The 25138-nt window shown below is 67.3% G+C and carries 18 protein-coding genes; 12 read left to right on the top strand and 6 right to left on the bottom strand.

Translation table 11 applies throughout. The annotated features are described in order from the left end of the window. Positions 1–83: 83 nt before the first annotated feature. The gene (locus AC10QF_RS02495; RefSeq protein ID WP_494541687.1) at positions 84–962 is read right to left on the bottom strand and encodes a PhzF family phenazine biosynthesis protein; all 879 of its coding nucleotides are present in this window, start codon (positions 960–962) and stop codon (positions 84–86) included. A gap of 113 nt (positions 963–1075) precedes the next feature. Then, positions 1076–1951: a PhzF family phenazine biosynthesis protein gene (locus AC10QF_RS02490; RefSeq protein WP_494541686.1), complete on the bottom strand. Its 876-nt coding sequence runs from the start codon at positions 1949–1951 to the stop codon at positions 1076–1078. 75 nt (positions 1952–2026) lie between these two features. Between AC10QF_RS02490 and AC10QF_RS02485 the strand changes: the two genes are divergently transcribed. From AC10QF_RS02485 to AC10QF_RS02470, 4 genes are all read left to right on the top strand, one after another. Further along, the gene (locus AC10QF_RS02485) at positions 2027–4621 is read left to right on the top strand and encodes a bifunctional aspartate kinase/diaminopimelate decarboxylase (protein ID WP_061479209.1); all 2595 of its coding nucleotides are present in this window, start codon (positions 2027–2029) and stop codon (positions 4619–4621) included. Between the two features lie 76 nt (positions 4622–4697). Next, complete coding sequence (murL, locus tag AC10QF_RS02480; protein WP_494541685.1) at positions 4698–6050, top strand: UDP-N-acetyl-alpha-D-muramoyl-L-alanyl-L-glutamate epimerase; 1353 nt, start codon at positions 4698–4700, stop codon at positions 6048–6050. Continuing rightward, a complete protein-coding gene (gene murD / locus AC10QF_RS02475) occupies positions 6031–7440 on the top strand; it encodes a UDP-N-acetylmuramoyl-L-alanine--D-glutamate ligase (RefSeq protein ID WP_494541684.1) in 1410 nt (469 codons plus the stop codon). The genes murL and murD overlap by 20 nt, the downstream gene beginning before the upstream one ends. A gap of 98 nt (positions 7441–7538) precedes the next feature. Continuing rightward, entirely contained in the window at positions 7539–8072 is a 534-nt protein-coding gene (locus AC10QF_RS02470) for a hypothetical protein (protein ID WP_494541683.1), read from the top strand. A 60-nt stretch (positions 8073–8132) separates the two neighbouring features. Here the strand turns inward: AC10QF_RS02470 and AC10QF_RS02465 are convergent, their stop codons facing one another. Beyond that, positions 8133–8729 carry an SMI1/KNR4 family protein gene (locus tag AC10QF_RS02465; protein ID WP_494541682.1) on the bottom strand — a complete coding sequence of 199 codons (597 nt, stop codon included), beginning with the start codon at positions 8727–8729 and terminating at the stop codon, positions 8133–8135. 133 nt (positions 8730–8862) lie between these two features. On the opposite strand from AC10QF_RS02465, the gene AC10QF_RS02460 reads away from it, so the two are divergent. Continuing rightward, positions 8863–9654, top strand: a complete 792-nt coding sequence (locus tag AC10QF_RS02460) for a dienelactone hydrolase family protein (RefSeq protein ID WP_134955622.1) — start codon at positions 8863–8865, stop codon at positions 9652–9654. A gap of 253 nt (positions 9655–9907) precedes the next feature. Here the strand turns inward: AC10QF_RS02460 and AC10QF_RS02455 are convergent, their stop codons facing one another. Further along, positions 9908–10906: a polyprenyl synthetase family protein gene (locus tag AC10QF_RS02455; protein ID WP_061479203.1), complete on the bottom strand. Its 999-nt coding sequence runs from the start codon at positions 10904–10906 to the stop codon at positions 9908–9910. A 214-nt stretch (positions 10907–11120) separates the two neighbouring features. On the opposite strand from AC10QF_RS02455, the gene AC10QF_RS02450 reads away from it, so the two are divergent. After that, positions 11121–12734 (top strand): alpha-glucosidase family protein, encoded by a 1614-nt coding sequence (locus AC10QF_RS02450; protein ID WP_111175552.1) that lies wholly within the window; start codon positions 11121–11123, stop codon positions 12732–12734. A 278-nt stretch (positions 12735–13012) separates the two neighbouring features. Here AC10QF_RS02450 and AC10QF_RS02445 read toward each other — a convergent pair whose 3' ends face one another. Further along, positions 13013–15781 carry a TonB-dependent receptor gene (locus AC10QF_RS02445; protein WP_181452168.1) on the bottom strand — a complete coding sequence of 923 codons (2769 nt, stop codon included), beginning with the start codon at positions 15779–15781 and terminating at the stop codon, positions 13013–13015. A 225-nt stretch (positions 15782–16006) separates the two neighbouring features. Continuing rightward, positions 16007–18061, bottom strand: coding sequence for a glycoside hydrolase family 97 protein (locus AC10QF_RS02440; RefSeq protein WP_494541681.1), 2055 nt, complete (start codon positions 18059–18061; stop codon positions 16007–16009). A 237-nt stretch (positions 18062–18298) separates the two neighbouring features. Between AC10QF_RS02440 and AC10QF_RS02435 the strand changes: the two genes are divergently transcribed. The 6 genes from AC10QF_RS02435 to AC10QF_RS02410 all read left to right on the top strand — a co-directional run bounded on the left by AC10QF_RS02435 (position 18299) and on the right by AC10QF_RS02410 (position 25090). Continuing rightward, entirely contained in the window at positions 18299–20488 is a 2190-nt protein-coding gene (locus AC10QF_RS02435) for a glucosidase family protein (protein WP_494541680.1), read from the top strand. Continuing rightward, complete coding sequence (locus AC10QF_RS02430; protein WP_494541679.1) at positions 20485–21972, top strand: MFS transporter; 1488 nt, start codon at positions 20485–20487, stop codon at positions 21970–21972. The genes AC10QF_RS02435 and AC10QF_RS02430 overlap by 4 nt, the downstream gene beginning before the upstream one ends. Then, a complete protein-coding gene (locus AC10QF_RS02425; protein WP_494541678.1) occupies positions 21972–23687 on the top strand; it encodes an alpha-amylase family glycosyl hydrolase in 1716 nt (571 codons plus the stop codon). The genes AC10QF_RS02430 and AC10QF_RS02425 overlap by 1 nt, the downstream gene beginning before the upstream one ends. Before the next feature lie 121 nt (positions 23688–23808). Beyond that, positions 23809–24195, top strand: coding sequence for an SseB family protein (locus AC10QF_RS02420; protein WP_494541677.1), 387 nt, complete (start codon positions 23809–23811; stop codon positions 24193–24195). A gap of 140 nt (positions 24196–24335) precedes the next feature. Next, positions 24336–24800 (top strand): GNAT family N-acetyltransferase, encoded by a 465-nt coding sequence (locus AC10QF_RS02415; protein ID WP_494541676.1) that lies wholly within the window; start codon positions 24336–24338, stop codon positions 24798–24800. Continuing rightward, positions 24797–25090: a hypothetical protein gene (locus AC10QF_RS02410; protein WP_065177907.1), complete on the top strand. Its 294-nt coding sequence runs from the start codon at positions 24797–24799 to the stop codon at positions 25088–25090. The genes AC10QF_RS02415 and AC10QF_RS02410 overlap by 4 nt, the downstream gene beginning before the upstream one ends. The last annotated feature ends 48 nt before the right edge of the window (positions 25091–25138 follow it).

Genomic DNA, 25138 nt, shown 5'->3' with positions numbered 1-25138 from the left:
AGTGCCGGCCGCTGGCCGGCAACCGCATGATGCCGAGGTCCATGTAGCAGCCGGCCAGCGGCCGGCTCTACCTCCCAGCGCGATCACCAATCAAGGGTGCCGGTGATCACCGTCTGCACCTGGCCGCCCGACCAGACCTCGCCGTCCTCGTCGACCCGCAGGGTCAGGCGCGCATCGTGGCCGACTTCGCGGCCCTGGCTGACTTCGAACGGTGCACGGCCACGTGGCAGCGCGTCGCGCAGGTCCAGCCACGCGGCCAGCACTGCATTGGCGGCCCCCGAGGCGGCGTCCTCGAAGCGCCGACCATTGCCGACGAAAGCGCGCACGGCCAGATCGAATCCCTCACTGCCATCGCTGAAGGCATAGGCGAACACGCCCATGCTGTCGGTGGACTCGGCCAGCGCAGCCACCGCGTCCCAGTCCGGATGCAGGGCACGCAACGCGGCTTCATCGGCCACCTGCACCACCCACCAGCTGCGTCCGCCCTGCATGCGCGCCGCCGGCAGCGAGCCCAGTGGCCAGTCCTTCAGTGCTGCCTGCAGGCGCGGGTCGGAGGCTTCAGCGGTCTCCGCCAACTGCGCGCGCGGTGTGCGGATGGCGATGCGCCGCTGCGCGCCCTCACCGCTGACGCGCAGCGGCAGGACACCGGCAATGCCGTCCTGCACCAGCACGCCGTCGATCGGTGTGGCCAGGCCAGCCTGCAGCACCGCATGCGCCGTGCCGACGCTGGGGTGGCCGGCGAACGGCACTTCCTTCTGCGGGCTGAACATGCGCAGCCGGTAGCTGGCACCGGCGGCCTGGGGCGGGAACACGAAGGTGGTCTCGGGCAGGCGCGTCCAGCGTGCGATGGCCTGCATGCTGGCGTCGTCCAGGCCTTCGGCATCGAGTACCACGGCCAGCGGGTTGCCAGCGCCGGCGCGCGGGGAGAACACATCCAGCTGCAGGAAACGGCGGGTGGTCATCGGGGCGAAACTCCAGGATCGGGTGGCGCGCAGCTTAACGCGCGGTTGTAGAGCCGAGCCCATGCTCGGCTGTGTCGGGGTGTGAGAAGAAGCAGCCGAGCGTGGGCTCGGCTCTACAGCCAACGGATCTGGCCGTCGATGACCGGCTGCACCTGGCCGCCGATCCACACCGTGCCCTGCGCATCGACCTGTACCTGCACGCGACCATCGCGGCCCACTTCGCGGCCCTGGCTGGCCACGTAGCGGCCCTCGCGGCCGGGCAGGGCATTGCGCTGCCGCAGCCAGGCGCCGATCAGTGCATTGGCACTGCCGGTCACGGGATCCTCGGGCACGGCGGGCGCATCAGCGGGGCAGAAGGCACGCACCACGCGGGTGTGGCCGGTGCCGGCTTCATCGGCGAAGACGGCCAGACCTGTAGCGTCGGTGGCGAGGCTCCAGTCGGCCAGCGCGGTCATGTCCGGTGCCAGCTCGCGAACGGCGGCGGCATCGCGCAGTGGCAGCAGCCACCAGCGTGCGCCGTTGTCCCAGAGTTCGGGCACCTGCCCGTCGGCAGCGAGCGCCAACAGCGCGGCGGGCGCTCCGTCTGCCTCCGTGTCCAGTTGCCGTGCCGGCGGGCTGGCCAGCTGGATCTCCAGTGCCTCGGCCGGACCGCTCACCCGTACTGGCAGCACCCCTGCCGCGCATTGCTGCAGCAGGGCGCCGTCGCGCGGTTGGGCCAGGCCGCAGGTCACCGTCGCCCAGGCGGCGCCGACGCTGGGGTGGCCGGCGAAGGCGAGCTCGCGGGTCGGGGTGAAGATGCGGATGTGGTAATCGGCGCCGGGCGCGGTGGGGCGCAGGAAGAACACCGTCTCGGACAGGTTCAGCCAGGTAGCCAGGGCCTGCATCTGGCTGCTGGAGAGCGCGTCGGCGTCCAGGATGACGCCCAGTGGGTTGCCGGTTCCGGGGCGGGGGGCGAAGACATCGAGCTGCAGGTAACGGAGGACGGCCATCTACGGGGATATTGCGCTTAGAATCAAAGGTTCCGCCCCCGAGGGCGGCTTCCCCACATTCTACATAGCCAATCCATGTCAGCTTCCCCCCTTGTCGATCGTTGGATCGTACTGAAGTTCGGCGGCACTTCGGTGTCGCGTCGTCACCGCTGGGACACGATCGGGAAGCTGGCGAAAAAACGCGCGGAAGAGACCGGATCGCGCGTGCTGGTGGTGGTATCGGCGCTGTCCGGGGTCACCAACGAACTGACCGCGATTGCCGACGGCGCGCCGGACAGCGGTGATCGGGTGGCAGCGCTTGTCGAGCGCCATGAGGGCTTCCTGGCCGAACTCGGCCTGGGCCGCGAGGTGTTGGCCGAACGGCTGGCGGCGCTGCAGGGCCTGCTCGACGATGCGCGGGCGGCTACCCGTCCGCTGGATTGGCAGGCCGAAGTGCTGGGCCAGGGCGAGCTGCTGTCCTCCACCCTGGGCGCGGCCTATCTGCGCGCCTCGGGCCTGGACATGGGCTGGATGGACGCCCGCCAGTGGCTGGACGCGATGCCGCCGCAGCCGAACCAGAGCGACTGGTCGCAGCGGCTGTCGGTGAACTGCCAGTGGCGCGCCGACGCGGAGTGGATGCAGCGCTTCCGCGCGCAGCCGACCCGCCTGCTGATCACCCAGGGCTTCATTTCGCGGCATGCCGATGGCGGTACCGCCATCCTCGGCCGTGGTGGCTCGGATACCTCGGCGGCGTACTTCGGTGCGCTGCTCGGCGCCAGCCGGGTGGAGATCTGGACCGATGTGCCGGGCATGTTCAGCGCCAATCCGAAGGACGTGCCAGACGCGCGCCTGCTGACCCGCCTGGACTATTACGAGGCGCAGGAAATCGCCACCACCGGCGCCAAGGTGCTGCACCCGCGCTCGATCAAGCCGTGCCGCGATGCCGGCGTGCCGATGGCCATCCTCGATACCGAGCGCCCGGAACTGCCGGGCACCAGCATCGATGGCAGCGCCGCACCGGTGCCGGGGGTGAAGGCGATCAGCCGCCGCAATGGCATCGTGCTGGTGTCGATGGAAGGCATCGGCATGTGGCAGCAGGTCGGCTTCCTGGCCGATGTGTTCAACCTGTTCAAGAAGCACGGCCTGTCGGTGGACCTGATCGGTTCGGCCGAGACCAACGTCACCGTGTCGCTGGACCCGTCCGAGAACCTGGTCAACACCGATGTGCTGGCCGCGCTGTCGGCCGACCTGTCGCAGATCTGCAAGGTGAAGGTGATCGTGCCGTGCGCGGCGATCACCCTGGTGGGCCGCGGCATGCGGTCGCTGCTGCACAAGCTGTCGGACGTGTGGGCGACCTTCGGCCGCGAGCGCGTACACATGATCTCGCAGTCGTCCAACGACCTGAACCTGACCTTCGTCATCGACGAGGCCGATGCCGATGGCCTGCTGCCGATCCTGCACGCAGAGCTGATCGACAGCGGCGCGATGCCGGTGGAAGAGACCGAAGTGTTCGGCCCGCGCTGGCGCGAGATTGCCGGCACCGTGCGCCCGCGCGGCACGCCGTGGTGGCGCGGCCAGCGTGCGCACCTGCTGCAGCTGGCCGATGCCGGTACGCCGCGCTACGTCTACCACCTGCCGACGGTGCGCGCCCGCGCCCGTGCACTGGCCGCAATCAAGCCGATCGACCAGCGCTACTACGCGATCAAGGCCAACAGCCACCCGGCCATCCTGCAGCTGCTGGAAGCCGAAGGCTTCGGCCTGGAGTGCGTGTCGCATGGCGAGCTGAAGCATGTGTTCCAGCACCTGCCGGAACTGTCGCCCAAGCGCGTGCTGTTCACCCCCAGCTTCTGCCCGCGCAGCGAGTACGAGGCGGCGTTTGCGCTGGGCGTGACCGTGACCGTCGACAACGTGGAAGCGCTGCAGCGCTGGCCGGACCTGTTCCGTAACCGCGAGCTGTGGCTGCGCGTCGATCTGGGCCGGGGTGAGGGCCACCACGCCAAGGTCCGTACCGGTGGCAAGGAGTCCAAGTTCGGCCTGCCGATCGCCCGCGTCGACGAGTTCGTGCGCGCGGCCACCGAACTGGGCAGCCGCGTGGTGGGCCTGCATGCGCACCTGGGCAGCGGCGTGGAAACCGCGCAGCACTGGCGCCTGATGTGCGATGAGCTGGCCGGTTTCGCCCGCCGCATCGGCAGCGTACAGACCATCGACATCGGTGGCGGCCTGCCGATTCCGTACAGCGACGAAGACGAACCCTTCGACCTGGACGCCTGGGCCGAGGGCCTGGCCGAGGTCAAGGCACTGCACCCGGCATTCCGCCTGGCGATCGAGCCGGGCCGCTACCTGGTGGCCGAATCGGGCGTGCTGCTGACCCATGCCACCCAGGTGGTGGAAAAGGACGGCGTGCGCCGTGTCGGCCTGGACGCCGGCATGAACGCACTGATGCGCCCGGCGCTGTACGACGCCTGGCATGACATCGAGAACCTCAGCCGCCAGGGCGGTTATGCCGAAGCGGCGTTCGATGTGGTCGGGCCGATCTGCGAATCCAGCGATGTGTTCGGCAAGCGCCGCAAGCTGCCGGTGTCGACCGCGCCGGACGACGTGATGCTGATAGCCGATGCCGGTGCCTACGGCTATGTGATGGCCAACACCTACAACCAGCGGATGCTGCCGCGCGAAGACGTGATCGAATGACCACCGCCCGCGCCCTGCACCCGCCCACCGACACGCCCCGCGCCTTCGCGCGGGCCCGTGCCTGACCGGATACACCATGACTGCTTTCGACAAACACCAGGTTTCCCGCTTCCGCTTCGTCCACTGCGACTTCGCAGCGGATACCGGCGTGGCCCGGCTGGTCTACGCCTTCGACGACGGCCCGGAGATGGTGGAAACCATCACCGTGCCGGGCGCCCCGTTCGTGCTGGACGAGGCGCGTGCCGCCGCCGTGCAGCGTGCGCTGCAGCTGCTGCACCTGATCGCCGGCGTCAGCTACTACAAGGCCGGCGTACCGGATACGGTCAGCATCGACAGTTACAGCATCGATGCCGATACCGCCGCACTGGTGGAGACCATTTACCTCAATGGCCTGGGCGAATTCGCCTATCGCAACGGCCTGAACCTGCGCGGCCGCTTCCGGTTGCCGGTGCAGGGCGAGGCCGTGCAGGCGCCGGCGCTGGGCCTGCGGCCGCACGCGCTGGTGGCCATCGGCGGCGGCAAGGATTCGCTGGTGAGCATCGAAGCGCTGCGCCGTGCCGGCGTGGACGAGACCGTGACCTGGATCGGTGGCTCGCAGCTGATCCGTGCGTGCGCCGAGCGCACCGGCCTGCCGACATTGAACCTGGGCCGCACGCTGGCGCCGGAACTGTTCGAGTTGAACCGCCAGGGCGCTTGGAACGGCCATATCCCGGTGACGGTGGTGAACTCGGCAATCATGGTGCTGGCCGCCCTGCTGCACGGCGTGGACCAGGTCGTGTTCTCCAACGAGCGTTCGGCCAGCTACGGCAGCCAGATTCCGGGCACCGGCGAAGTGAATCACCAGTGGTCCAAGGGCTGGGCCTGCGAGCAGGCGTTCGGCAGCCATGTGCGGAAGTACGTGGCGGCGGATCTGCAGTACTACTCGCTGCTGCGCCCGATGTCCGAGCTGGCGGTGGCCCGCCAGTTCGCCAAGACTGATTTCTACGACGCGCACTTCTCCAGCTGCAACCGCAATTTCCACATCCTTGGCGAGCGCCCGGTGAACCGCTGGTGCGGCGTCTGCCCGAAGTGCCATTTCGTGTTCCTGGCGCTGGCCCCGTTCATGCCAAAGACGCGCCTGGTGCGCATCTTCGGCCGCAACCTGCTGGACGATGCCGAGCAGGCCGGTGGCTTCGACGCGCTGCTGGAATTCCAGGACCACAAGCCGTTCGAGTGCGTGGGCGAAGGCCGCGAATCGCGTGCGGCGATGGCGACGCTGGCCCAGCGCCCGGAATGGAAGGAAGACGTGCTGGTGAAGCGCTTCTGCAATGAGATCCAGCCGCAGCTGGATGCCGCCGAACTGGAACTGGCACCGCTGCTGCAGCTGCAGGGCGAGCACCGCGTTCCGGCTGCGCTGTGGGAACGGGTGCGTGAAGATTTCGAAGCTTGAAGGAAAGCGCGTCGCGCTGTGGGGCTGGGGCCGCGAGGGCCGCGCCGCGTTTGCGGTGCTGCGTGAGCGCCTGCCAACGCTTGGCCTGAGCCTGTTCTGCCCGGCCGCTGAAGCCGAAGCCGCGCGTGCGGAAACGCAGGGCGCGCTGCAGGTACTTGGCGACCCCTCGGCCGAAGCGCTGGCCGCGTTCGATGTGGTGATCAAGTCGCCCGGCATCAGCCCTTACCAGCCGATCGCGCTGGCGGCGGCAGAGCAGGGCACCACCTTCATCGGCGGCACCGCGCTGTGGTTTGCCGAACACGCGGCCGACGACGGCATCGTGCACGACACCGTGTGCGTGACCGGTACCAAGGGCAAGAGCACCACCACCGCGCTGGTCGCGCACCTGCTGCGGGCCGCCGGGCATCGCACCGGACTGGTCGGCAACATCGGCCTGCCGCTGCTGGAAGTGCTGGATCCGCAACCCGCGCCGGAATACTGGGCGGTGGAACTGTCCAGCTACCAGACCGGTGAAGTAGCGCGCAGTGGCGCCCGCCCGCAGGTGGCGGTGGTACTGAACCTGTTCCCCGAACACCTGGACTGGCACGGCAGCGAACAACGTTACATCGAGGACAAGCTGCGGCTGGTGACTGAAGCCGCACCGCGCATCGCCGTGCTCAATGCCGCCGATCCGCACCTGGCGGCACTGTCGCTGCCCGATAGTGAGGTGGTCTGGTTCAACCAGCCGCAGGGCTGGCATATGCGGGGCGACATCGTGCATCGCGGCGAACAGGCGGTGTTCGATACCCGCAACACGCCGCTGCCGGGGCGCCACAACCGCGGCAACCTGTGCGCGGTGCTGGCCGCGCTGGAGGCACTGGGGCTGGACGCGGTGGCGCTGGCGCCGGCGGTGCAGGATTTCCGCCCGCTGCCAAACCGCCTGCAGCGGATTGGCCTGGCCGATGGCCTGACCTACGTCAACGATTCGATCAGCACCACGCCGCATGCCAGCCTGGCTGCGCTGGAGTGCTTCGCCGGGCAGCGCATCGCGCTGCTGGTGGGCGGGCACGACCGTGGCCTGGACTGGACCGACTTCATGCAGCACATGGCGCACGATGTGCCGCCGGTGGAGATCGTGACCATGGGCAGCAACGGCCCGCGCATCCACGCGATGCTGCAGCCGCTGGCCGACGCCGGCCGCTTCGGCCTGCACGCTGCGGGCGATCTTGCCGAGGCGATGGCGTTGGCGCGCACGGCGCTGGGCGCGCAGGGCGGGGTGGTGCTGCTGTCGCCGGGTGCGCCGAGCTTTGGTGCTTACCGCGACTACGTGGCGCGTGGCCGCCATTTCGCCGAACTGGCTGGGTTCGATCCGGACAGCATCAGCGCGATTCCGGGGTTGGGCATCGCCTGACCGGCGGGATCGGGGTCGGATCCCTTTCCGCAGGAAAGGGTTCTGACCCCATCGTGCATTTATCATGCAGGCATCCCCGGACGGACCCGGATGCCCGCATGTGCACCTTCATTACCCTGTTCCTGCCCGCATCCTTATCGCACGTTGAAGCCGCCGCGATCATGCAGCGCAGTGGCCGGCGCCTGTTTGCGCAGGATTCGCCCAGCCTGCAGTCAGTGGTGGGCCCGGATTGGCAGCCGTGGCTGAGTGCCGCGCACTGCGATTGCGGCACGTCGCTGGCCTCGGCGCAGGCGGTTCGTGAGTGGAACGGCGATGCCGAACGCTGGCGCAGGAAGGGCTGGAGCGAAGCGAAGATCGCGCGCGCGTTGGCGGCGCAGGCGGCGCAGCATGAACAGGATCAGCAGGCACGCCGCGATGAAGCTCTGGACGATGCCGGCCAGTGGTTGCAGCGTATCGACGCGCTGTTGCAGGCTGGGGCCGCGCGCATCGGCCTGCTGGTGCGCGACTATGACGGTTCGGTGGGTGCCCGGCAGCCGAAGCCGCCGGAACGGCGCTGGTCGCGGGATCAGCTGGCCGCAGCGGATCTGTTGGCGTTCGCGCCCGGCACGTTGCACTGGATCGAACGCGGGTGAGATCGCCATCCACGCATGGCGTGAATCTACTGTAGAGCCGAGCCCATGCTCGGCTGGGTTTCAATCCTCGTCCTGGTCGATGAACGCATAATCGCGATCAATCATCTGTTGCAGGTACGCGTCGAAGCTGGGGGCGATCACTGCGTAGCTGTCCGGATCGTGCAGGTAGCGCACCACCTGGCCGACCGTACCACCCGGTGCCGGATCGAAATCCAGGTACAGCATCGAGGTGCCGCCGTTGTTCATGCAGTGCGAGAAGCACAGGCGCCTGCTCATCGGCAGATCACCGTCGATGCCTTCACCGAGGATCTCCGGCTCCTCATCCAGCCACTCTTCGTAGATGGAACGGATGCTGTCGTCCCACTGCTGCTGGTCCTCGAAGATCTGCGCGACCGAGCGCAGGTAGTACGGGTAGCCACCGTCCTCCACGTCCGAGCCCAGCATCAGTACGCAGACCTTGCCGCCGGGGTACTCCCGGTAGTGGGTGCCATCCACGCGCGATAGGAGTTCCACCAGGCTGTCCGGCACCTGCGGCCACTGCGCACGCAGGCGCTGCAGGTCCTCGGCGCTGGCGCCCTGGACATGTGCCCACTGCGGGGCATCCTCGGCAGGCAAACGCGGGATCAGGCCAGACAGAAAGCGATCAACAAGATTCATGCGAAAAAAGGGGACGGAGGGGATTAAGTCGTATCCAACCACACCTGCGTCACGCCGCCAATGCAGAATGCGACGCGGGAGGGGCGAATACGGCTTAATCCCCTCCGTCCCCTTTTTCTTGCGGAGCAGGCGCATGAATCGTTGGCGATGCGGTGTGGCGGTGATGCTGGGGCTGGCGGCGATGCCGGCGTGGGCGGCGATGAAGACGCAGCCGGTGGAATGGAAGCACCAGGGCACGACCTTCAGTGGCGTGCTGGTCTATGACGACGGCGAGCATGACAAGCGCCCTGGCCTGGTGATGGTGCCGAACTGGAAGGGCGTGAACGAGTCGGCCATCGAGAAGGCCAAGCAGCTGGCCGGTGATGACTACGTGGTGCTGGTGGCCGATGTCTATGGCAAGGACGTGCGGCCGAAGAGTGATGCGGAGGCGGGGCCGGTGGCCAGCAAGCTGCGCAATGACCGGCCGCTGCTTCGTGCGCGTGCACTGGAAGCGGTGAACGTGCTCAAGGCGCAGGCCGGCAAGGTGCCGCTGGATGCCAGCCGGATCGGTGCGGTCGGTTTCTGTTTCGGTGGCACCACGGTGCTGGAGCTGGCCCGCGCCGGTGCGCCGCTGGCCGCTGTGGTCAGCCTGCACGGTGGGTTGGGTTCGCCCTTGCCGGCGCAGGCCGGTGGCACCCATCCGTCCGTGCTGGTGCTCAATGGGGCCGATGACAAGAGCGTGACCGCCGAGGACATCGCCGCTTTCCAGAAGGAAATGGACGCGGCCAAGGTCGATTGGGAGTTCACCAACTACAGCGGTGCCGTGCACTGCTTCGCCGAGCGCGACGCCAACAGCCCGCCGGGGTGCCAGTACAACGAGCGGGCGGCAAAGCGCGCGTGGAAGGCGCTGGATGAGTTCTTCGAGGAGCGCTTCGAAAAACGTTGATTCGTGCAGCGGTAGTGCCGGCCGCTGGCCGGCAACCTCATGATGCTGCGGATGTCATCGGGAATGCCGGCCAGCGGCCGGCACTACCGATGCTTCAGTGCCGACCAACGGTCGGCACCTACCGATGCTTCAATGCCGGCCAGCGGCCGGCACTACCAGATGCGGTCAATGCGACCGTTTCAGTGCCGACCAACGGTCGGCACCCACCGGAATGCCGGTTTGGTAGGTGCCGACCGTTGGTCGGCACTACCGGTCAATGCGAGCGCTGCACCGCGTAGCGGGCCAGGCCGCGCAGGGCAGCCACGGCGTCATTGTCGCCCAGGCCGTCGAGCGCACGCTCGGCGGCTTCGGCGTACTCTTCGGCACGGCGGCGGCTGTACTCCAGGCCGCCGGTGGCGCGGATCGCGGCCAGCACTTCCGGCATTGCCGAGGCGTCGCCGTCCTGCACGATGGTGCGCAGGCGCTCGCGGGTGGCGTCGTCGGAGTGGGCCATCGCGTGGATCAGCGGCAGCGTGGCCTTGCCCTCGGCGAGGTCGTCGCCCAGGTTCTTGCCCAGCTCCTCGGCGTTGGCCGAGTAGTCCAGCACGTCGTCGGCAATCTGGAACGCATAGCCCAGGTGCATGCCGTAGTCGAACAGGGCCTGCTGGGTGGCTTCGTCCACGCCGCTGGCCAGCGCGCCCAGGCGGGTGCCGGCGGCGAACAGCACTGCGGTCTTGCGCTCGATCACGCGCAGGTAGGCGGCTTCATCGGTGTCCGGGTTGTGCACATGCAGCAGCTGCAGCACTTCACCCTCGGCGATGCGGTTGGTGGCATCGGCCAGGATCTGCATCACCGGCATGCGCTCCAGCTCGACCATCAGCTGGAAGCTGCGCGAGTACAGGAAGTCGCCCACCAGCACGCTGGGCGCGTTGCCCCACAGCGCGTTGGCGGTGCTGCGGCCACGCCGCAGGCTGGACTCGTCCACCACGTCGTCGTGCAGCAGGGTAGAGGTGTGGATGAACTCGATGATCGCCGCCAGCTGGTGGTGCTCCGGGCCGGCCTGGCCGACCGCGTGGCCGGCCAGCATCACCAGCATCGGGCGCAGGCGCTTGCCGCCGGCGGAAATGATGTGGTCGGCGATCTGGTTGATCAGCACGACGTCCGAGGACAGCCGGCGCCGGATCAGGGCGTCGACGGCGGCCATGTCGGCCGCGGCAAGCGACTGGATCTGGGGCAGGCCCAGGGCGGGACGGGTGTCTTCGGTGATGGTCATGCGATCAGGCTTTCAGGCTCACCATCGATTATAGGCGCTGGCCGTGAATTCGGGCGCAAACTGGCCCGAGCGGCAATTCCAGCCCGGCCTGCGCGGCCCTTCGCGTGAATACGTATGCAGGTTGCGCCATGCCCGCGAGGCCACCGCTAAGCTTGCCGGATCAGGATTTCGGCCCGCTGCCGGCGGGTCCCGCATGCCCGGAGGGGGGCTGTCGATGTCGCACTATCCATGGTGGCGCGGAGCCGTCATCTACCAGATCTACCCGCGCAGTTTCCTCGATGCCAACGGCGATGGGGTGGGCGACCTGCCGGGCATCATCGAGCGCCTGGACCACATTGCCGCGCTGGGCGTGGATGCGATCTGGATCTCGCCGTTCTTCAAGTCCCCCATGGCCGACTTCGGCTACGACATCGCCGACTACCGCGACGTCGACCCGCTGTTCGGCAGCCTGGACGACTTCGACCGCCTGCTGGCCAAGGCCCACGGCCTGGGCCTGAAGGTGATGATCGACCAGGTGCTGAGCCATACCTCGATCGAGCATGCCTGGTTCCGCGAGAGCCGCCAGGACCGCAGCAATCCGAAGGCGGACTGGTACGTCTGGGCCGACCCGCGCGAGGACGGCACCCCGCCCAACAACTGGCTGTCACTGTTCGGCGGCTGTGCCTGGCAATGGGAGCCGCGCCGCGAGCAGTACTACCTGCACAACTTCCTGGTCGACCAGCCGGACCTGAACTTCCATCACCCGGACGTGCAGCAGGCCACCCTGGACAATGTCCGCTTCTGGCTCGATCGCGGCGTGGATGGCTTCCGCCTGGATGCGATCAACTTCTGCTTCCACGATGCGCAGCTGCGTGACAACCCGCCCAAGCCGGCGGAGAAGCGGGTGGGGCGCGGCTTCAGCCCGGACAACCCGTACGCTTACCAGTACCACTACTACAACAACACGCAGCCGGAGAACCTGCCGTTCCTGGAGCGCCTGCGCGCGCTGCTGGATCAGTACCCGGGCGCGGTCAGCCTGGGCGAGATCTCCTCGGAGGACTCGCTGGCGACCACCGCCGAGTACACCCGCGATGGCCGCCTGCACATGGGGTACAGCTTCGAGCTGCTGGTAAACGACTACAGCGCGGCCTACATCCGCGACACGGTCTCACGCCTGGAAGCGGCGATGACCGAAGGCTGGCCGTGCTGGGCGGTTTCCAATCACGACGTGGAGCGGGCGGTCAGCCGCTGGGGCGGCCACCCGGCTGACCCGCGCCTGGCGCGGATGCTGGTGGCGATGCTGTGCTCGCTGCGCGGTTCGGTCTGCCTGTACCAGGGCGAGGAGCTCGGCCTGGCCGAGGCCGAGGTACCGTTCGAGGCACTGCAGGACCCCTACGGCATCACCTTCTGGCCGAACTTCAAGGGCCGTGATGGCTGCCGCACCCCGCTGCCATGGACCGATGCGCCGTTAGCAGGTTTCACCAGCGGCCAGCCTTGGCTGCCGATTCCGGCCGAGCACCGGGCGGCGGCGGTGGCCGTGCAGGAACGCGACCCGCATTCGGTGCTGGCGGCGTTCCGGGCGTTCCTGGCCTGGCGGCATACCCAGCCGGCGCTTCTGCATGGCAGCATCAGATTCCTTGAAAGCGCCGAGCCCGTGCTGCTGTTCGAGCGTATGCTTGCAGATGAAACCCTCCTGCTGGCCTTCAACCTGTCGGCCGAGGCAGTGACCCATCCGCTGCCGCCGGGCAACTGGCAGCAGGTGGCGGTACCGGGCCCGGATGCGGGCACGGTGGAGGGCAATGAACTCCAGCTGCCGCCGCGCGCGGTGTATTGCGCCCGACGCAGCTGACCGTTTTCTCCGGTGGCGGTACTTGCGGGGACGGGGCCGAAGCGCCCCGTCCCTTTTTTGTGGTTGGAATTCCGGTGAACGGCATCCACGCATGGCGTGGATCTACGGCTTGGAACGTCGCTGCATGGGCCTTGCTGATGACGTGCCGGCATCCGCGCAAAAGAAAACCCGCTGCCTGCGCAGCGGGTTTCCGGTCCTGCTCCCTTTGTGTTGCCGGCCAGCGGCCGGCGCTACCGGGTTCGGGGTGCCAGCCAGCGGCCGGCACTACCCGGTCGTGATCAGAACTTGTAGTTCACGCCCAGCATGTAGGTGCGGCCCCACTCGATGTACTCCAGCGGGCGGTCCTTGCTGCCGGCATAGGTGCGGTACGGCTCGTTGGTCAGGTTGCTGCCCTGCAGCAGCAGGGTCAGCCCGCGCAGGCTGCTGCTGTCGCTGAAGGTGTAGCTGACCTGTGCATCGGTCACGTTCTCGCCCACCACGTAACGCAGCGTGCGGTTGCCGTTGAAGTTGCCGATCTCACCAATGAAGTCCGAGCGGCGGCGCTGGCTCACGCGTGCTTCAAAGCCACTGCGCTCGTAGTAGGCGGTGAAGTTGTAGACACGCTTGGACAGGCCGGGAAGGCTGATCGGGTCACTGCCCACGCTGGAGGCGCTTTCCGGATCTAGGATGGTGATGTCGCTCTTGTTGAAGGTCGCGCTGGCCTGCACGCCGAAGCCACGCAGGCTGTCGGTCAGCATCTCCAGCGGGAACGACCCGGTCAGCTCCAGCCCCTTCAACGTACCGCCCTTGCCGTTCTGCGGCGTGGAGAAGGTGCCGGTGGTCAGCACCGGTGCGGTCATGCCCGGTGGCGGCACGTAGTTGCCCAGCAGGCCGCTGAAGTCGTAATTGTCCACCGACTGCGTGTAGACGTAGCTTTTCAGGTCCTTGTAGAAGATCGCCGCTGCGACGTAGGCCTTCTCGCCGAAGTACTTCTCATAGGACAGGTCCAGCGCGGTCGCGCGCCACGGATCCAGCAACGGATTGCCGCCGCTGCCACCGGGGCGGCCGTTGTTGGTATCCACACCGAATTCCAGGCCGGCACGCATCTGGTCCACGCGCGGGCGCGCGACCTGCTTGGCGGCGGCGAAGCGCAGCGTCTGCTGATGCGGGAACAGGAACACCAGGTTCAAGCTCGGCAGCCAATCCTTGTAGGTCTTGCCGGCAGAGAAGGGCTGGATGTTGCTGCCCACCGGCTGCGAGCTGTCCCAGTAGCGCGAATCCGAGCTCTGGTCGGTGTGTTGCATCTGCACGCCGATATTGCCGCGCACGCCGACCACGCCGATGTCGGTGTTGATGTTCAGGCGTGCCCACGCGGTGGTGATCTTCTCCTCGACCGTCCACGACTTGGGAATCAGGTAGTCCAGATTGTCGACCGGCTTGAAGGTCATGTAGCGACCCACTGCTGCCGGCACGTTCCACGACGGGATGTAGCCGATGCCGGCGAAGCCGAGGTTGACCGGGCGGTACTGCAGGTCCGGGGCGATGGTGGATTCGCCTTGGGCGCCGAGCAGGATGTTGCCTTCGGCCTGGGCCTTCTGCTTGCGGCGGTCGGCATAGTTCACGCCCACGTCCACATCCGAGAACCAGCTGGACATGGCCTCGGGAACCGGCAGCGTCGCCGCCAGCTTGGCGCCCTTCAAGCGGTCTTCGACCTCCGGCACCTTGCCGTAGCCGGAACCATAGATCGTATTGGTCAGGAACAGGCTGTCCGGACTGGAATAGTCACGCCCCGGCGTGATCTGCGAGAAGCTGTTGTTGTTCACCACCAGGCCGATCGTGTCGAACTGCGGGCGCGGCACCAGCTGCAGGTTGTTTTCCAGGTTGATCTCGCGGCGGGTCGCCTTCGAGTAGTTCAGGTCGGCGACCAGTTTCACGCCGCCGACGTTGAACTCGTTGTTCCAGCCGAACGCGTCGATCTTGTCCTTGCGCTTGTTGTACATGCCGCGGACCAGCGGGTACGCATTGCTGATCGTGCCACCGGTGAAGCTGCCATCGGCATTGCGGCCGACATTGCTGAACACCGGCAGGATCGCGTTGGGATTGTTGCTGTCCTCGCCATTGCCACTAAGGCTCAGCTCGAACTGGTTGGCGGTGTCGATCTGCTCGGCTTCGGTGTGGAATGCATCGAAGGTGCTGGTCCAGCTGTTGTTCGGCCGGAACTGGATCGTGGCCATCACGCCGTCGCGCTTGTTGTTGCCGGTGCGGCGCAGCGCCTTGATGCCATCGGAGAAGTAGGTGCCGGCACCCACGCCCGGACGGTCGCCCTTGTCGGTGTGCTCGGTGGTCCACGGCTCGTACAGACCGACCTGGTTCTCCTGGATCGGCATGTCGCTGTGCGCATAGCCGATGGCGATGCCCAGGGTCTTGTCCAGGAACTGGTCGATGTAGCTGGCGCTGAAGCGGTTGCCGTACGGATCGGTGTTGGCGGCGCGGCCCAGCGAGCTCTTCTGGTAGCGGCCACTGACCGCGATCACGCGCTCGCCGAAGCTGAGCGGGCGCGCGGTCTGCATGTCGATGGTGCCCGACAGGCCCTGGCCGACCAGTGCCGCGTCAGGGGTCTTGTACACGGTCACGCCGTTGACCAGTTCGGACGGGTACTGGTCGAACTCGACGCCACGGTTGTCGCCGGTGCTGACCACTTCGCGGCCATTGAGCAGGGTGGTGGCGAAGTCCGGCGACAGGCCGCGGACGCTGATCACCTGCGCGCGGCCCGCCACGCGCTGGGCGGCCAGGCCGGGCAGGCGCGAAATGGACTCGGCGATGCTGACGTCGGGCAGCTTGCCGATGTCTTCGGCGGAGATCGCTTCGACCACCGAGGTGGCGTCCTGCTTGACCGCGATCGCGCTCTCGATGCCGCGGCGGATGCCGGTGACCTGCACCGTATCGAGGTTGGTGGCGGCGGTGCCGGCCGGTGTGGTGGTGTTCTGCGTGGACTGTGCCGACGCCAGTGTCGGCGCCAGGACAACGGCCAGCGCGATGCTCAGCGCGCTGCGCTTGTGGTTCAACATTTTCCCCTCCCAGGCAATGTTGCAGATCGATTTGTGAGCGTTCCGGCGGCGCCGTGAACGTGCGACGCGGTGGCCGCTGTCGTCGCCGCTATGGTAGGCAGCGCGTTCTTCGCGGGAATCACCCTGCATACGTATTCAATGGCGTTTGCAGGGATGTAATCGCTTTCAGACCCCCGCCACGGTAGCGCCGGGCCATGCCCGGCGAGCGGCACGCGGGGGCGTTCATCAATCCGATGGCGTGAAGCGAATGGCCTGGCCACCGCCCGGTGCCAGCACCAGCGTCAGTGCATCGGCGCTGGTCACTTCGCGGGTTTCGCGTGCGAACGCGAACGGGTTGCTGCGGAAATCCGCACCTTCACCATCACGGTAGATCTCGGCGCGGTAGCGCACGCCAGGTTCCAGGAAGCCCAGTGACACCGGCAGCACGCGGCCGTGTTCATCGGTGATGCTGCCGAGGAACCAGTCGCGGCTGTTGCGGTCGCGGCGCACGATCGTCACGTAGTCACCCACTTCGCCATCGAGCACGCGGCTCTGCTCCCAGTCCACCGCCACGTCCTCGATGAAACGGAACGCCTCGCGATGCTGCAGGTAGTGTTCGGGCAGGTCGGCGGCCATCTGGATCGGGCTGTACAGCACCACGTACAGCGCCAGCTGCCGCGCCAACGTACTGGGGATGGCCTGGCCGTGGCGGCCCTTCAGGCTGAGGATGCCGGGGGTGTAATCCATCGGCCCGGCCAGCATGCGGGTGAACACCAGGTTGACCTCGTGCTCAGGCGGGTTCGGTGGCTGGCCCCAGGCGTTGTACTCCATGCCGCGAGCGCCTTCGCGCGAGATCCAGTTGGGATAGGTGCGGCGCAGGCCGGTATCCTTGATCGGCTCATGCGGGTTCACCGACAGGTGCCGGCGCGCGGCTTCCTGCACCACCTTCAGATGGTGGCGGGCCATGAACTGCCCGTCATGCCACTCGCGCCACAGTGGGCCCCCCGTGGGATTGCGGCGGTCGACCTGGCCGTCGTCGCAGACGTAGCCGGTCTTGAACTGGTCCACGCCCAGTCGTGCGTAGAGGTCCAGCGCGGCGCCCAGCTGGGCCTCGTAATGTTCGATGGCGCAGCCGGTTTCGTGGTGACCGATCAGGTGCACGCCCTTGTTCAGGCCATACGCCGACAGCGCTTCGATGTCGAAATCGGGCGTGGCACGGGTGAAATCGAAGTCGTAGCCATTGCCGACCCAGTTACCGTCCCAGCCCGGATTCCAGCCTTCCACCAGCACGCCACGGAAGCCGTGCGCAGCGGCAAAGTCGATCACCTTCTTCGTCTTGGCGGTGGTGGCCGCGTGCTTCGGCCCGGTCGCCCAGCTCTCGTTGTCCAGGTGCATCGACCACCACACGCCCAGATACTTGGCTGGCTTCACCCAGCTCACATCGCCCAGCGCGTTGGGTTCGTTGAGGTTGAGGATCAGGTCCGATTCGACCAGGCCACCGGCGCGGTCGGCGATCTGCAGCGTGCGCCACGGCGTGGCGAAGGGCAGGGCGCGGCGTACCTTCCAGCCTTCGGCCGAGGGCGAGAGCTGCGCGCGCAGGCGCTGCCCCTCGGTGCGCCGCAGCCACATGCCGGCATAGTCCACCAGCGCCGCCTCGTGGATCGCCAGATGCAGGCCATCGCGGCTGCGCAGGGTCATCGGCGTATGCACCAGCGGTACTTCGCGTAGCGGCGTGCGCTGGTAGAGGTATTCGTAGTGGATCGGTTCGCCGGCGGGGATCCACCAAGCGGTGGATTCAGGCGCGATGGCGAACTCGGTCAGTTCGTCATCGATGATCGCCTCGTGCAGGTTCGGCTGTTCGGGGAACACATAGCGGAAGCCCAGGCCATCGTCGTAGGCGCGGAACACCACATCCAGCCGACGCTTGCTGCCGGTGGTTTCGGCCAGCTGCACGGTCAGCTCGTTGAAGTGGTTGCGGGTGAGCCGGCGCTCGCCCCACGGCTGCTCCCAAGTGTCATCGACGCTGCGCCGCTGCTGGCCAAGCAGGGCGAAATCGCGGTCCAGGCGGCCGTCGCGCAGGGCAAAGCCAAGCTTCGAATCCTCCACCACGGGTTCGCCGAAACGCTCGACGCGGTAGCGCGCGGTGCCGCCGTCCAGCACCAGGCTGACCTTCAATACCTTGCCCGGCGATTCGACGCTGGCCACCTGCGGCGTGGCCTGTACCAGCGTCGCCCACCCGATCAGGGCCAGGCCGAGCATGTGCGCGAACACCGCGCGTACAGCAGTGGATGACATCGGCAATTCCCCTCCCAAGGCGCCGTTGGCAGACCCGGACCATAAGCCAGCGCGGCGGGCGCGCTACCGCGTGACGCCATGAATACGTATGCAACTGGACGCAGTCGACAGCCCCGCGTCTACCATGGGGCCCAGGCACCTTGAGGGAGGGGCCGCGCCCGCCCGCCTGCAACGACGGTGCGGACCTACAACGCGTGCAGAGAGGGAGGGAGGCCGACGGGCGCAAGCCGGTCCGCCGCTTCGATGCTGAAGATCATTTGCCTGACCGCTGCCCTGGGGGCAGCGCTGGGGACGACCGCGCAGGCGGCCGACCTGCAATTCGACGGCCGCCATGCGCGCGCCGAAGCCGCTGCCAAGGGCAGCTTCGTGCTGCATGCGCCGAAGGGCGCAGTGCAGATCGCAGCCGCACCGATGCGCAGCCAGACCGGCAGCGTGATGTTCGATGCACTGTTCGCGCTGGCCCAGCAGGAGATGGACCAGGACCGTGTGGACGCGATTCGCGATCCCGCGTTCGACGAAGGCCGACCGGTGCCGTGCGAGTGCTTCCAGACCGGCGCGCGCTGGCCCTATGTGTGGACGCGCGATGTCAGCTTTGCCGCCGATCTGGCGCTCGCACGCCTGGACCCGAAGCGCACCCGGCAGTCGCTGCAGTTCAAGCTGTCGGCGGCGCGCGATGGGCACACGCCCGGCCTGTTTGTGGCGCAGGACACCGGTTCCGGTGGCAGTTGGCCGATCAGCAGCGACCGCGTGGTGTGGTTCCTGGCGGCTCGCCAGCTGCTGGAGGATCGCGCATTTGCCGACCAGGTCTGGCAGGCGCTGCAGGGCACGCTGGCGCAGGACCGCGCGATGGTGTTCGACGCGCAGATGGGCCTGTACCGTGGCGAGACTTCGTTCCTGGACTGGCGTGAGCAGACCTATCCGGACTGGACCCGCGAGGACGTGCGCTTCATCGGTGATTCCTATGCACTGTCCACCAACGTGCTGCACTATCAGGCACTGCGCCTGGCCGAACGCTTGGCCGGGCAGCGCGGCGATGCCCGCGCGGCCGACTACAAGGCCTGGGCCGATGCATTGGCCCAGCAGATCGATGCGCGCTTCTGGCGCGAGGATATCGGCCAGTACATGAGCTACATCGGCGAAGCCGCGCACCCGGTGCCGTACGCCAAGGTCGATCTGCTCGGCCTCTCGCTGGGCATCCTCGCCGAGGTGCTGCCGCCCGAGCGCGCGCGGCGTGCGCTGGCGGCGTATCCGATGGGCCCGGCTGGCAGCCCGGTGGTCTGGCCGCAGGAAGCACAACAGCCGATCTATCACAACCGGGCGATCTGGCCGTTCGTCAGTGCCTACTCGCTGCGTGCGGCGCGGCAGCTGGACGATGCGCCGCGCATCGCCGCCGAGATCCGCTCGCTGATGCAGGGTGCCGCGCTGGCCGGTTCCAACATGGAGAATTACGAGCTGGTCAGCCAGGCCGTGCATGTCGATGAAGGCGCGCTCAGCGGGCCGGTGGTCAATTCGGAGCGCCAGCTGTGGTCGGTGGCTGGGTATCTGTCGATGGTGCTCGAAGGCGTATTCGGCGTACAGGCTGACGGCCGCGTGCAGCCCAAGCTGCCAGCCGCGCTGGTCCCCGAACTGTTCGGCAAGCAGCGCCGCATCTCCCTGGAGGCCGATGGCAAGCGCTATGTGCTGGAGCGGCCGAAGCAGGTGGGTGATGGCCTGCTGGTGGCGGGCCAGGTAAAGACGCGTGGTGCCACCACCACCGTGCAGCTGGTGGCCACCGCAGCGGCACCGCGCAGCGTGGCGACGACGGCCGACGCCAATGCGCGCGCACCGGCCACGCCGGCCGCACCGCAGGCGCAACGCAAGGGCAGGGGCTGGAACGTCGAGGTCGCTGCCGGCCAGGTGCTGTGGCAGGACGGTCGCGCGCTCACCGCCAGCAATGGTCTGGCACGCATCGGTGACGATGGCCTGCAGCATTGCCTGAGCCTGACCCGGCGCGACGGCGCATTGGAATCGCTGCACAGTCCGATGGTCTGCGTCGGTCCGCAGCAGCGACTGAAGGGTGCCGAGCGCTGGCAGTTCACCTCGGCCAAGGCGGGGCAGGTGCGCCTGCGCCTGCAGTACAGCAACGCGAGTGGGCCGATCAACACGGGCGTGACCGCCGCGGTGAAGCAGCTGGCGCTGCAGTGCCCTGGCCAGCCGTTGCAGCGGCACACCGTCACCCTGCCGCACAGCGTGGCCGTGCAGGACTCGACCTCGGCGACGTTCCCGGTGCCGAAGGGCCGATGCGCGGTTACGCTTGAAGAGGGCTTCAACATGAGCACACTGCAGCATTTCGCGCACTACACCGGGGGCAAGGGCGGGCGCGACGGCGTGCTCAACCAAGCGCAGGTGCAGGCGCTGACGGTGGCGCCCGTGGCTGTAGAGGGCGCACGATGAATCGCCCCGCCAAACCCCAGCTGTCGTTCTGGCAGATCTGGAACATGTGTTTCGGTTTTCTCGGCATCCAGTTCGGCTTCGCCCTGCAGAATGCCAACGCCAGCCGTATCTTCGAGACGCTGGGCGCGGACATCGACGCGGTACCGGGGCTGTGGATCGCCGCGCCGCTGACCGGCCTGCTGGTGCAGCCGGTGATCGGCTACCTGTCCGACCGCACCTGGACGCGCTGGGGGCGGCGCCGTCCGTTCTTCATGATCGGTGCGGTGCTGACCACGCTGGCCCTGCTGGTGATGCCGAATTCGCCGACGCTGTGGATCGCGGCCGGCACGCTGTGGGTGCTCGATGCCTCGATCAACGTATCGATGGAGCCTTTCCGTGCCTTTGTCGGCGACCAGCTGGCGCCACGCCAGCGTCCGGCCGGCTACGCGATGCAGAGCTTCTTCATCGGCGTGGGCGCCATCGTCGCCAGCTTCCTGCCGTTCATCCTGGCCCACTTCGGGGTCGCCAATACGGCCGCCGCCGGTGAGGTGCCGGACACCGTGCGCTATGCGTTCTACTTCGGCGCGGTGGTGCTGCTGGCGGCGATCACCTGGACGGTGGTCAGTACCCGCGAATATTCACCAGCAGAACTGGCTGCCTTCGATGATGCCGAACCGCCGGCGCATCATGCGGGAGCGGTGATCAACGGCCCGGCTCCATGGACGCGGGTGGCCCTGTGGCTAGGGCTGGGTGTGCTGTTGGCGCTGCTGATCACCTGGCGACAAGGCGACAGGATGCTGTACGTGCTGGCAGGCCTGTGCGCCGGCTACGGCCTGCTGCTGGCGGCCGCGCGCGCGTTGCCGGCCACGCATATGCTGGCCGCCATCGTCGGCGACCTGCGCGCGATGCCGGTGACCATGCGCCGCCTGGCGTGGGTGCAGTTCTTCTCATGGTTCGCGCTTTTCGCCATGTGGATCTACACCACTGCTGCGGTGGCCGGTACCCACTTCGGTTCGACCGATCCACAGTCGGCGGCCTACAACGAAGGTGCCAACTGGGTGGGCGTGCTGTTTGGCGCCTACAACGGCTTCGCCGCGCTGGCGGCGGTGCTGATTCCGCCGATGGTGCGTGCGATCGGCCTGCGCTGGAGCCACCTGGTCAACCTGTGGCTGGGCGCTGCCGGCCTGGTCTCGTTGATGTTCATCCGCGACCCGCACTGGCTGCTGCTGTCGATGGTGGGTGTGGGTTTTGCCTGGGCATCGATCCTGTCGTTGCCGTATGCACTGCTGTCCGACAGCGTGCCGGCGTCGAAGATGGGTGTGTACATGGGCATCTTCAATTTCTTCATCGTGATCCCGCAGCTGGTGGCGGCCAGTGCGCTCGGCTTTGCCCTGCGCGCATGGCTGGGTGGCCAGCCGATGCATGTGCTGGTGCTGGGCGGCTGCAGCCTGTTCGTCGCCGGCCTGTGCGTGCTGCGGGTTCCGTCCCGTCCGGAGGTGGTGTGATGCGTGGTGTCCTGGCTGTTGCCGTTTCCCTTGCCCTGTTCGCCGGCCAGGCCGTGGCCACGCCGCGCCCGGACTACGTCGGCACCACCGAACCGTTCGCCAGCGATGCGGTGTATTTCGTGGTCACCGACCGCTTCGTCAACGGTGATCCATCCAATGACCATCGCGACCAGGGTGGCGCGCACCGCACCTTCGACATCCCGGTGCCATGCCCGGACAAGGTGGACGGCAACATCGGCTATCTCGGCGGTGATTTCCGTGGCGTACTCGACAACGCGGAGTACATCCGCAATCTGGGCTTCGGCGCGGTGTGGATCACGCCCATCGTCGACAACCCGGACGAGGCCTTTACCGGCAGCAAGCCGATCAGTTGCACCAGCACGCTGACCGACCGCGGCAAGACCGGCTACCACGGCTACTGGGGCATCAATTTCTACAAGCTCGATGAGCACCTGCCCAGCAGGGACCTGGACTTCGCCGGGCTGACCAAGGGCCTGCACGGCGCCGGCTTGAAGGTGGTGCTGGATATCGTGGGCAACCACGGTTCGCCGGCCTGGACCATGCCGATACGGCAGCCGCAGTTTGGCCAGATCTTCGACGAGGACGGAACGCTGATTGCCGACCACCAGAACCTGCCGCCGCAGAAACTGGATCCGAAGCACAACCCGCTGCACGCGTTCTACAACAACATTGGACCGGTCGACAGCAAGGATGGCTCGATCTTCGATGGCAACCTGGCTGAGCTGTCCGACTTCAACCAGGACAATCCGGCGGTGATGGACTACCTGGTCGGTGCCTACCTGCAATGGACCGCGCAGGGCGTGGACGCGTTGCGCATCGACACCATCGGCTGGCTGCCGCACCCGTGGTGGCATGCCTTCGTCAAGCGCATCCGTGCCGAGCACCCGGGCATGTTCATGTTTGGCGAAGCCTTCGACTACAACGCGGCGACCATTGCCGAGCACACCTGGCCATCCAATGCCAACGTGAGCGTGCTCGATTTCCCGTTGCGCGGCGCACTGGAGCAGACCTTCGGCACCGCCAACAAGGGCTTCGAGACCCTGGCTGAGCCACTGCATCTGAGCGGTGGCCCGTATGCCAATCCGTACGAGCTGATGAGCTTCTACGACAACCACGACATGCCGCGCCTTCAGGCCAGCGACACCGGCTTCATCGACGCGCACAACTGGCTGTTCACCGCGCGCGGCATTCCGGTGGTCTATTACGGTTCGGAAACCGGCTTCATGCGCGGCCGCGCCGAGCACGCCGGCAACCGTGCCTACTTCGGCCAGCCGCGCGTGGACGCTGCACCGCAGAGCCCGATCTTCGCGCCGCTGCAGCGCATTGCCAAGCTGCGCGAGGCCACCCCGGCCCTGCAGCGCGGCCTGCAGGTGAACGAACGCCTGCAGGGCAATGAGGCGGTGTTCTTCCGCGTGCTGCAGCACGGTGACGTGGCGCAGACTGCGCTGGTGCTGCTGAACAAGGGCGATGTGGCGCGCACCTTCGAGGTGGATCGCTACCTGCAAGCCGGCACCTGGCGTGACGCGCTGGGTGGCGGCACGGTGAAGGTCGAGCGGCAGCTGAAGACTGACGTGCCGGCGCATGGGGTAAAGGTCTATGTGTTGGACGCCACCGTGCAGCAGCCGGCACTGCAGGCCGAACTGGACAAGGCGATGGCCGACCAGAAGGCGCGGGACGTGCGTCTGGGGCGGTAGTGCCGGCCGCTGGCCGGCAACTCATGAATCCATGGTCCCTTCAGGTGCCGGCCAGCGGCCGGCACTACCGGGGGGACCACATCCGGCACAATAGGCCCCCCTCACGCCCCGCCGTACCGCCATGACCGACCTCGCCCCGCAGACCCCGATCGAAACCCTGCTGAAGGCGGCGATGGATGGGGCGGTGCCGATCCGCGCCTTCATGGAAGCCTTCGTCGCCTCCGAGGTGGTACTGCTGACCGGCAGCCTGGTGACCCCCGATGGCAGCGGCTTCGACCCGCTGCTGTTCGACAAGCAGGGCACCCTGCACGTGGCCGTGTTCACCGATCCGTCGCGGGCGGGCATCTACAGCCAGCAGGCCGAACACCAGATCCGCTGGCGGATGCTGGACGTGCTGCGCCGCGTGCCGGGTGGCTATGGCGTGGTGATCAACCCGGGCACCCAGCTGGGTTTCGAGATCTCGCCCAGCGGCGTCGGCGAGATCCTGAAGGACTTCGCGCAGGGTTGATTGTCATGTAGAGCCGAGCCCATGCTCGGCTGCCGTTCGCGCAATGCCGGATCAGTCGAGCACGGCGCGACTCTACAGAAGGCTTCCCTTCGAGCGCCGTCCGTGATCCTCTTGGGCAATATCGGGATCAAGGCATTGCCATGGAATTCAGGGTATTACCCGCTGGCGCACCGGAACGGCAGCAACTGGCCGAGTGGTACCACGCACAATGGGGCCAGGACGCGGGCCTGTCGCTGGAACAGGAACTGCAGCGGCTCAATCCGCCGCAGGACGCCGGAGGTTTCCCGCACCTGATCGCCGCCTTCGATGGAGACCAGTTGGTTGGTGCCGTGCAGCTCAAGCGCAGGGAGATGCAGGCATTCCCGCAGTATGAACACTGGCTGGGCAGCGTGTTCGTGGCCGACAGCCATCGGGGCCGCAGGCTGGCCAGTGGGCTGGTCCAGCAGGCAGCGGCGCAGGCGGTTCGGATGGGCGTTTCCGAGTTGTATCTACAGACCGAAGCGCTGGATGGCGGCCTGTACGCTCGGCTGGGCTGGAAGCCGGTGCAGGAAGCCGACAACCGCAGCCATCGCGTGCTGGTGATGGTGCGCAGGTTGGCCGCATGAGCGCATCCACGGTACGCCATTCCCGCTCGGCCCTGATCTTCCTGATCGTGGCCATCGTTGCGGCCCTGGTGGCCATGCCCCTGCTGCGCGCGGTAGGCATGGTGCAGTGGCCGGTGTTTGTCATCGCCTGGCTGATCAACCTGGGCGCGGCTTGGCATCTGGCCCAGTGGGCGCGCCAGCAGGGGCGCTCGGGCTGGGCGTTCGGGGTACCGGCAGCACTAGGTACGGTCGCCTCGATCGTGGTGTATGTGCTGTTGGCGTTGCTGGGGCCGAAGTCCCCGGTGCGCTGAACCTTCGCCGGCTGTCCTGGACAAGGTGCCGAGCAGGGCTCGGCACCA

It is taken from the genome of Stenotrophomonas maltophilia complex sp. Om-AH-Sm3, from assembly GCF_059337855.1.
Note: the sequence above shows the minus strand (reverse complement) of the source record. Positions and strands in the feature narration are given on the sequence as shown.